This window comes from Streptomyces sp. NPDC026417 (assembly GCF_055567695.1).
Genome location: NZ_JBVHPY010000011.1, coordinates 221,761 through 230,743 on the forward strand (window position 1 = coordinate 221,761; position 8,983 = coordinate 230,743).

8 protein-coding genes are annotated in these 8,983 nt (G+C 74.2%); 6 read left to right on the top strand and 2 right to left on the bottom strand.

Annotation, left to right across the window (positions count from 1 at the left end; genetic code table 11):
• Positions 1 to 178: 178 nt before the first annotated feature.
• The gene (locus tag ACZ4NT_RS19610; RefSeq protein ID WP_121402845.1) at positions 179 to 769 is read left to right on the top strand and encodes a histidine phosphatase family protein; all 591 of its coding nucleotides are present in this window, start codon (positions 179 to 181) and stop codon (positions 767 to 769) included.
• A gap of 34 nt (positions 770 to 803) precedes the next feature.
• On the opposite strand, the gene ACZ4NT_RS19615 is transcribed toward ACZ4NT_RS19610, so the two are convergent.
• Positions 804 to 2,261, bottom strand: coding sequence for a hypothetical protein (locus ACZ4NT_RS19615; protein WP_121402847.1), 1,458 nt, complete (start codon positions 2,259 to 2,261; stop codon positions 804 to 806).
• A gap of 297 nt (positions 2,262 to 2,558) precedes the next feature.
• Between ACZ4NT_RS19615 and ACZ4NT_RS19620 the strand changes: the two genes are divergently transcribed.
• Together ACZ4NT_RS19620 and ACZ4NT_RS19625 are read left to right on the top strand one after the other, a co-directional pair.
• Positions 2,559 to 2,996, top strand: a complete 438-nt coding sequence (locus ACZ4NT_RS19620; protein WP_121402850.1) for a hypothetical protein — start codon at positions 2,559 to 2,561, stop codon at positions 2,994 to 2,996.
• Positions 2,997 to 3,582: 586 nt separating this feature from the next.
• On the top strand, positions 3,583 to 4,461 hold the full coding sequence (locus tag ACZ4NT_RS19625; RefSeq protein WP_121402851.1) for a fused MFS/spermidine synthase: 879 nt from the start codon (positions 3,583 to 3,585) through the stop codon (positions 4,459 to 4,461).
• 14 nt (positions 4,462 to 4,475) lie between these two features.
• On the opposite strand, the gene ACZ4NT_RS19630 is transcribed toward ACZ4NT_RS19625, so the two are convergent.
• Positions 4,476 to 4,997 (bottom strand): hypothetical protein, encoded by a 522-nt coding sequence (locus tag ACZ4NT_RS19630; protein ID WP_121404712.1) that lies wholly within the window; start codon positions 4,995 to 4,997, stop codon positions 4,476 to 4,478.
• A 109-nt stretch (positions 4,998 to 5,106) separates the two neighbouring features.
• On the opposite strand from ACZ4NT_RS19630, the gene ACZ4NT_RS19635 reads away from it, so the two are divergent.
• The 3 genes from ACZ4NT_RS19635 (at position 5,107) to ACZ4NT_RS19645 (ending at position 8,865) form a co-directional block, all read left to right on the top strand.
• Positions 5,107 to 5,811, top strand: coding sequence for a response regulator transcription factor (locus tag ACZ4NT_RS19635; protein WP_121402853.1), 705 nt, complete (start codon positions 5,107 to 5,109; stop codon positions 5,809 to 5,811).
• A gap of 10 nt (positions 5,812 to 5,821) precedes the next feature.
• The gene (locus ACZ4NT_RS19640) at positions 5,822 to 7,198 is read left to right on the top strand and encodes a sensor histidine kinase (RefSeq protein ID WP_121402855.1); all 1,377 of its coding nucleotides are present in this window, start codon (positions 5,822 to 5,824) and stop codon (positions 7,196 to 7,198) included.
• A gap of 203 nt (positions 7,199 to 7,401) precedes the next feature.
• The gene (locus ACZ4NT_RS19645; RefSeq protein ID WP_467726551.1) at positions 7,402 to 8,865 is read left to right on the top strand and encodes a glycoside hydrolase family 18 protein; all 1,464 of its coding nucleotides are present in this window, start codon (positions 7,402 to 7,404) and stop codon (positions 8,863 to 8,865) included.
• Positions 8,866 to 8,983: the final 118 nt, after the last annotated feature.

Consider the following 8,983-nt stretch of genomic DNA (forward strand, 5'->3'; position numbering starts at 1 on the left):
CCCCTTCTGACTGCTGTCCCGGGCCGCCGGCCCGGCCGTCCACATTACGGTGCGTGCGCGGACCCCCGGCGGGCGCCCCCGGTCCTCAAAGACGCCGGGATCGCCCGGCGGGTTGCCCCGGGCAAGCGTGCGCGATGATGGAGGCATCCGCCTCCCATTTCCCCCGGAAGGGCTCCTCATGGCACCGCGCATCCTGCTGGCCCGGCACGGACAGACGGAATGGTCGCTGTCCGGCAAGCACACCGGCAGGACGGACATCCCGCTTCTGGAGGAGGGCCGCCGCGGGGCCAAACTGCTGGGCGAGCGGCTGCACCGCGCCCCGTTCGACGCCCTGCCCGGTCTCGAGGTGCGCACGAGTCCGCTCACGCGCGCGCGGGAGACCTGCGAGCTGGCCGGCTTCGGGGAGCGCGCCCGCGCCTGGGACCCGCTCATGGAATGGGACTACGGCACCTACGAGGGCATGACCCCGGCCGAGATCCAGGCGGTCCGGCCGGGCTGGTTCATCTGGCGTGACGGGGTCCCCGGCGGCGAGACCCTGGAGCAGGTCTCCGCCCGCGCGGACGAGACGGTCGCCTGGGCCCGTGCCGCGGACCGCGACGTCCTCGTCTTCGCCCACGGCCACATCCTGCGCGCCATCGGCGCCCGCTGGCTCGGCCTCCCGATCGACTTCGCCGCCCGCATCCGCCTGAATCCGACCTCGCTGTCGGTGCTGGGCTGGGCCTACGGGGAGCCGGCGATCGAGGCGTGGAACGACTGCGGGCACCTGTAGGCCGCCCCGTCCCCCGCCTCCGCCCGGCCGTGGATCACGCCGTGCGCGGCAGGCTCGCGTGCCGGTCGAGGAACGTCGACACCCCCGAGGCCCGCCGGTGCGGGAGAAGCACCCGGGCCGTGCCCGCCAGCATCGTCTGGATGCGCGAGGACTGGACCTCGTCGAGGAGGTCCAGGACCCGCAGGCCCGCCGTGGCCGCCTCGTCGGGCCGTCCGCCGCGAGCGAGGTCGTCGGCGAGTTCCGCCGTGTAGAGGGCGATGTTGCGGGTGAAGTGCGGGTCCTGGAGGTGCGCGGCGCGCCGGGCGTGCCGCGCCGCGCGGGTCCAGTCCCCGAGCGTCGACCAGCACTGCGCCTCCAGCACCTCCAGCTCGGCCTCCCCGTAGAAGCTCATCCACTCCGGGTCCTCGGCCGACGGACCCCGGCCGAAGAGGGCCTGTGCCCGGGCCAGCGCGCGCTCGCAGCCGGTGCGGTCGGCGAGGCCCGCCCAGCCGCCCGCCTCCCGCAGCGCCAGCAGGGACAGCAGCCGGGGCGAGCCCAGGGGCCGGGCCGCGCGCTGGGCCGCCTGCGCCGCCCGTACCGCCTCCCGCGGACGGCCGGCGTCACGGGCGAGGAAGGCCGTGTTGCAGAAGGCGTGCGCCTCCAGACCGGCGTCCCCGGACATCCGGGCCGTCGCCAGCGCCTCCGCGTAGTGCGAGCGGGCGTCGTCGAAACGGCCCGAGTCATGGGCCAGCCACCCCACGGAGATGGCCAGTTCACCCGCGCCCGTGTACAGCCGGTCGGCGGTCGTCTGGCGCATCGTGCCCGCGTCGAGCAGCGCGTACGCGGTCCGCAGCGGGGTCGCGGCGCGCCGGTAGAGGCCGTCCGCCCCGTGCCGGTCGTCGAGCAGCCGGATCCTGCGGACGGCCTCCTCCAGGGCGCCCGCCTCGGGCGTTCCGGGCCGGTGGACCGGGCCGTCCGCGGCCGCGGCGGGGGCGCCGAGGGTGAGCCCCAGCGGGCTCAGGGAGGCGGCGGCCGCGCTGGCGGTGCCGGTCATGAATGCGCGACGCTGCACGTCGCTCTCCTCGTGGTTCTGATCGTGGTACTCGTGCATGTCGCACGTGTCTTGCGTGTCATACGGGTCGCGCGCCCCCTCCGACTCATGGGGAGAGCCCGAGAGGCACGCGATGTGCGCAGGGGGCGCGTCGTCCGACGTGCGCGCTCCCCGTCCGCGTACCGACGAGCGGGGCGCGAAGCCGAGGTCGGTCAGTGATCGGCCGGGGAACATGTGCAGGAACACCCGCTCGTACGCGTAGTTGGGGCAGCGGATCTCGCCCGCCTCGACCCGTCCGATGTACCGCGCGTCGCAGCTGACCCGCTCACCGATCTCCCGTGCCGCACGCCGCACCACGGCGGCGAACTCGCTCGGTGAGCGGTGCCCGCGCAGCCGCCGGAAGGCGAGGTTCGGCCGTGGCGGCCGGGGGTATTCGGACGAGGTCACCGTTGACGACGTCATGGCCGGGCCCTCTCTTGCGAACCGTCGAACCATGCCGGACGCGTGGCGAGTTGTCCGTCGACCGCACGGTCGTCGCCCTGCTCCGGCGGGCAAGAACGTACCTGCTGTGACCGGCCCGACACCCAGGGTTTGGCTACAAACCGGATATCTCATCCCCGATCTGCCATGAACTGCCATCCTTTGCGGCGGACTTCCGCCGTAGCCCTTGACGAGCCGACGCGTTGAACCCGGTGGACCGGGAGCCGCCCGAACTCCCGACCTACTCGTCAGGAGGAGGGTTCCGTGTTGGAGGCCGGGATGGAGACCAGGCAGAGCACCGAGTTCCGTACGGCGTCGGCCGCGGCGCGGCACAGACCGCACCCCGAGGGCGGGGCGCCCCCCGAGCAGGACACCGACTGCGACCTCGTGACCGTTCCGGCGCGGCAGGGGCTGGAGGCGGTCGACATCCTCCGCCGCGGCTCGTGCGACTCCGTCGGACCCGTACTGCACGACGACAACTGCGACACCCTCGGCTTCCTGGTGCCCCCCGGCACGGCCGACGCCTGGGACATGCCGGGCAGCACCTGTACGCAGACCAACGGCCGCGGGGTGAGCCTCGCCCCCCAGCCACCGGTCGAGGGCTCCGACTGGCTGCTCCCGCCCGGCGACGCGGACCTGGCGACGGACCCGGCGGTGCTCCGCGCGGCACTCGGCGAGGCGGCCCGCCTGATCGAGGCGGCCGACAACTGCCGCTGACGCGGCCACCGCACGAACGTCCCGACGCAGGCCCGGCCGTCTGCCCCGCAGATGCCGGCCACCGCGGACCCGGCCGGGTCGGACCCTGACCGGTTCGGACCCCGACCGATGCGGACCCCGATCGATTCGGGCTCCGCCCAGCTCGATCCACGCCCGCCCGTCCCCGGCCGCCCCGGACCCCGGCCGCCGCTGAGCCGCCCGTTTCGGACCCCGGCCGCCGCTGAGCCGCCCGCCCCGGACCCCGGCCGCCGCTGAGCCGCCCGTTTCGAACCCCGGCTGCCGCTGAGCCGCCCGCCCCGGACCCCGGCCGCCGCTGAGCGCCCCCATTCGGACCCCGGCCGCCGTTGTGCCGGTCCCGCGGAGCCCCGGTCGCTCTGGAACCCGGGCCGCCCCGGGCAGGCCGCCGCTGAGCCGCCCGCCTCGGACTTCGGCCGCTCCGGGACCCGTAGCCGCCCTCGGGACCGCCGGCGGGCGGAGCCCTCGACCCCCGCCCCCCGAATCGGCCGTCGGGCCGCGCCCGACAGGGCCGCCCCTGCCGCCGCACCGCCGGTGCGCCGACCGTCCCCCGGGCGTCGATAATGGCCAGATGGGCAAGGCGAGGAACGGCAGGAGCGCGCGGCGCGGGCAGGGGGACTCCGGCGCCGTCGTCGAGCCGGTCGACGGCGGGCTCGCCGAGCTGATACCCGACCGGGACCGGACGCGTGCCTGGACCCTGCTCGTCGACGGCGCCCCGCAGTCGCACGTCGACCTCGACGACCCGGCGTACCTGAGTTTCGAGTACCAGCGCCGCCTCGGACACGTCATCGACCTCGTCGCCCCGCCCGGCAGGCCCGTGCACGCCGTGCACCTCGGTGGCGGAGCCCTCACCCTCGCCCGCTACGTGGCCGCCACCCGCCTCCGCTCCACCCAGCAGGTCGTCGAACGCGACGCCGCCCTCGTGCAACTGGTCCGGCGTGCCCTGCCGTTGGACCCGAACGCCCGCATCCGGGTGCGCTCCACGGACGCCCGCGAAGGACTCGGCAAGGTACCGGACGACTGGGCGGACCTGGTGATCGCCGACGTGTTCAGCGGCGCCCGCACCCCCGCGCACCTCACCTCGGTCGAGTTCCTCACCGACGTCCGCAGGGTCGTCAGGCCCGACGGCCTGTACGCCGCCAACCTGGCCGACGGTCCGCCGCTCGCGCACCTGCGCGGCCAGATCGCCACCGCCGCGAGCGTCTTCCCCGAACTGGCCCTGGTGGCCGACCCGACCGTGCTGCGCGGCAAGCGCTTCGGGAACGCGGTCCTCGTCGCCTCCGGCCGGCCGCTCCCGGTGGCCGAACTGACCCGGCGCGCGGCCTCCGACCCGCACCCCGGACGCGTCGAACACGGCAGGACGCTCGCCGACTTCACCGGTGGCGCGGTGCCGGTCACGGACGCGGCGGCGGTCGCCTCACCCGCTCCGCCCCCGTCCGTGTTCCGCTGAGCCGGGCGCGTGCCTCAGTAGGTGCCGATCTCCACCCGGGGCGGACCGTCGTGCCAGGTGCAGAACACCGACACCCGGTCCGCACCCGAGGAGAACTCCACGCGGATCCACGTCTCCGTCTTCCACACCTGCATCGACCAGCCCGCGTCCGGTGTCGCGGAGACCAGGGAGGCGGAGGACCGGCCCAGGTCGAAGACGGCCCGCCCGCCGTCGGTGTCGTAGCTCCTGACCTCTCCGGAGGCGCTCGGGCCCGGGTCCGCGGACGCCGACCGGGAGGGCGACGGGGTCGGGGTCGTGGTCGGCCGGGGACTCCTCCGCGGCTTCTTCGCGGCACTCTTCGACGGCACGGGACGGCTGGTCGAGGACGCCAGCGGCTTCGACTCCTGCGTGGTGGCGTCCGCCGCCGTGATGGGCAGGGCGCGCGGCGGGTCGTAGGCGGTCCCCGACATCACCGTGTGGACACCCCACCACGACAGCGTGACCGCCGCGCCCGTGGCGAGCGACCACGCGAGTACGTGTACGAGACCTCTGCGCATCGCCGCCATACTGCACCACGCGTCCCACGGGTGTCTCCTGCGCGGGTCGCACCGGGAGTTGTCCACAGGCGCCGGACCGGCATCCCCCGGATGGCGTACGGTGCCGCCCATGGCAAGTGTGCTCGTGGTCGAGGACGACCAGTTCGTGCGCTCGGCCCTCATCCGGCATCTGACCGATGCCGCGCACACCGTGCGCAGCGTCGGCACCGCCCTGGAGGCGCTGCGCGAGGTCGCCCATTTCTCCTTCGACGTGGTCATCCTGGACCTCGGACTGCCCGACCTGGACGGGTCCGAGGCCCTGAAGATGCTGCGCGGCATCACCGACGTCCCGGTGATCATCGCCACCGCGCGGGACGACGAGACGGAGATCGTCCGGCTGCTGAACGACGGCGCGGACGACTATCTGACGAAGCCGTTCTCCGTCGAGCACCTGTCGGCCCGCATGGCGGCGGTCCTGCGGCGCTCGCGGGCGGCCGTGGGCGAGGCGCCCCCGTCCCGCGTGATCCGGGTCGGCGGGCTGTCCATCGACCCGCTGCGCCGCCAGGCCGAGCTGGACGGCGCCCGACTGGACCTCACCCGCCGTGAGTTCGACCTGCTCGCCTTCCTGGCCGGCCGGCCCGGAGTGGTCGTGGCACGCAAGGAGCTGCTCGCCGAGGTGTGGCAGCAGGCCTACGGCGACGACCAGACGATAGACGTGCACCTGTCGTGGCTCCGGCGGAAGCTGGGCGAGACCGCGGCCCGGCCGCGCTATCTGCACACGCTGCGCGGAGTCGGCGTGAAGCTGGAGCCGCCGCGGGTGGAGCCGGCGCCGTGAGGCGGGCGCGATGAGGTGGGCGCTGGTCAAGGTGTGCGTGGCGGTCACCACCATGGTCGTGGTGGCCTTCGCGATCCCGCTCGGTCTGGTCATCAAGGAGATGGCCCGGGACCGGGCGTTCTCGAACGCGGAGCGGGAGGCGGCGGCCGTCGCGCCGGCGCTCTCCATCACCACCGACCGGGACCAGTTGGAGCGGGTGGTGGCCTCCGCCGGTTCGGACTCGGGGATGGCCGTGCACATCCCCGCCTCCGGTGACGGCGCGGCCGTCGACATCGGCCGGCAGCGCGCCGCCGACGAGGACATCACCACCACCCGCAAGCTGGGCCGGGCCTCCACCACCGAGGTACCGGGCGGCTCCACGCTGCTGCAGCCCACCGCGCTGAGCTCCGGCGAGATCGCCGTCGTCGAGGTGTACGTCCCGGAGTCCGAGGTCAGCAACGGGGTGGGGACGGCCTGGGCGGTGCTCGCCGCCGTGGGCGTCGCCCTCGTCATCGGCTCGGTCGCGGTGGCCGACCGGCTCGGCGTGCGGATGGTGCAGCCCGCGCAGCGCCTGGTCGAGAGCGCGCACGAACTGGGGGAGGGCAAGCTGGGCGCCCGCGTCCCGGAGGAGGGGCCCACCGAACTGCGGCTGGCCGCGGTCGCGTTCAACTCCATGGCGGACCAGGTCGTCCAACTCCTGGCGAACGAGCGGGAGCTGGCCGCCGACCTCTCCCACCGGCTGCGTACGCCGCTGACCGTGCTCCGGCTGAACACGGCCTCGCTCGGCGACGGGCCGGCCGCCGACCAGACCCGGGCCGCGGTGGCACAGCTGGAGCGCGAGGTCGACACGATCATCCGGACCGCCCGGGAGGCCAAGCCGCAGACGGCCGCGATCGGGGTGGGAGCCGGGTGCGACGCGTCCGAGGTCGTGCGGGAGCGGATGGACTTCTGGTCGGCGCTCGCCGAGGACGAGGGCCGCAAGGTCCGGCTCGCGGGCGTGGACCACCCGGTGCGCATACCCGTGGCCCGGGCGGACCTCGTGGCGGCGCTCGACGCGCTCCTCGGCAACGTCTTCCGGCACACCCCCGAGGGCACCGCCTTCGCGGTCGACGTGCACAACGGCGAGGACGCGGTGATCGTGCTGGTGTCGGACGCGGGCCCGGGGATCCCGGACCCGGACGCGGCGATGGCGCGCGGCCGGGGCTCCGGCAGCGACGGGTCGACCGGGCTCGGCCTCGACATCGTGCGCCGGCTCGCGGAGTCGACCGGCGGGGACGTGCGCATCGGCTCGTCCGTGCTGGGCGGCACCGAGGTGCGGATCTGGATCCAGCTCGACGGGCGCGCCCCGGTCCGGCGGGGCCACCGCGGAACCGTCCGGCGCCGCAGGCGCGGCGCCGGCGTGGGCTGACCCCGCCACCGCGCCGGCGTGGGCTGACCCCGCCACCGCGCCGGGCGGCGGTATTGGTCTCGACCTTTAACCGTCCCCGATGCCTTCCTTAAGCGCACCCTAAGATCCGCAACCCCCGTCCGGATCAGGCGCTTTGCCCGATTCCTGATCGCTAGCGTGCTGCTCGCACCCACCCCCCGTGAAACCGCGAAAGCAGGCACGCGATGAGCAGCACGCACCGGCGCAAGGTCAGTGGCAGGAACAAGGCGATAGGCGGTCTCGTCGCCGCGGCCGTGGCCGGTGGCGGCGCCCTCCTGTTCACCGGGACCGCCCAGGCGGCCGGCGTCGGCGCCGCGTACACCAGGACCAGCGACTGGTCGACCGGCTACACCGCGCAGTACGTCGTCACGAACGACGGCGGCCAGGCGAAGAAGGACTGGAAGCTGGAGTTCGACCTGCCCGGCGGCGCCAAGCTCAGCTCACTGTGGAACGGCGAGTCCAAGGTGGAGGGACAGCACGTCACAGTGACACCCCCTAGCTGGGACAAGGAAGGCCTGGCCGCCGGCAAGTCGGTGACCATCGGCTTCGTGGTGAACGGCACCGCCGACCCGACGGGCTGTCTGATCGACGACGCCAAGTGCTCGGTGGACGACACGGCGACGCCCGAGCCCAGCGGCCGCCCGACCGAGACGGCGACCGCCACGCCGAGCGCCACGCCCACCAAGGACCCGAGCCCGAGCACCTCGGCCCCCACCAGCCCCGCCCCGACCCAGAGTTCGGGTAGCGGCACCACCGCGAACGCCGGCTTCGCGCCCTACGTCGACACCTCGCTCTACCCCGCCTTCGACCTGCTCGCGACCGCCTCGGCCACCGGGGTGAAGGACTTCAACCTCGCCTTCGTCACCGACGGTGGCGGCTGCACCCCCAAGTGGGGCGGCGTCACCGACCTCGCGAGCGACGCGGTCGCCGGCCAGATCGGCGCCCTGCGGGCCAAGGGCGGCGACGTCCGCGTCTCCTTCGGCGGCGCCTCCGGCTCGGAACTCGCGACCACCTGCTCGTCCGCGGACGCGCTGGCCGCGGCCTACGGCAAGGTCGTGGACGCGTACAAGCTCACCAAGGTCGACTTCGACGTGGAGGGCGGGGCGCTGCCCGACACGGCCGCCAACACCCGCCGCGCGCAGGCCATCGCCAAGCTGGAGAAGGCGCACCCCGGCCTCGACGTCTCCTTCACCCTCCCGGTGATGCCCGAGGGCCTCACCCAGGACGGCGTGAGCCTGCTCTCCAACGCCAAGTCCAACGGCGTGTCCATCGACACCGTCAACATCATGGCGATGGACTACGGGCCCGCGTACAGCGGTGACATGGGCGGTTACGCCGAACAGGCGGCCACCGCGACCCAGGCCCAGGTCAAGGGAGTCCTCGGGCTCTCCGACAGCGCCGCCTGGAAGGCCATCGCCGTCACCCCGATGATCGGCGTGAACGACGTCACCAGCGAGATCTTCAAGGTCGACGACGCCACGCAGCTCGTGAACTTCGCCAAGTCCAAGGGCCTGGGCTGGCTCTCCATGTGGTCCGCGACCCGCGACAAGCAGTGCGCCGGCGGGGCGAAGAACTACGCCGACGCCACGTGCAGCTCGATCGTCCAGGACCAGAACGCCTTCTCCAAGGCCTTCGGCGCCTACAAGTAGCCCCCACCAGTAGGCCCTTCCGCCACGGGGGAAGCGGGGGGGGGGGGGGGGGGGGGGGGGGGGGGGGGGCGGGGGGGGGGGGGGGGGGGGGGGTTGGCCGGCGGGTGTCGGGTTGGTA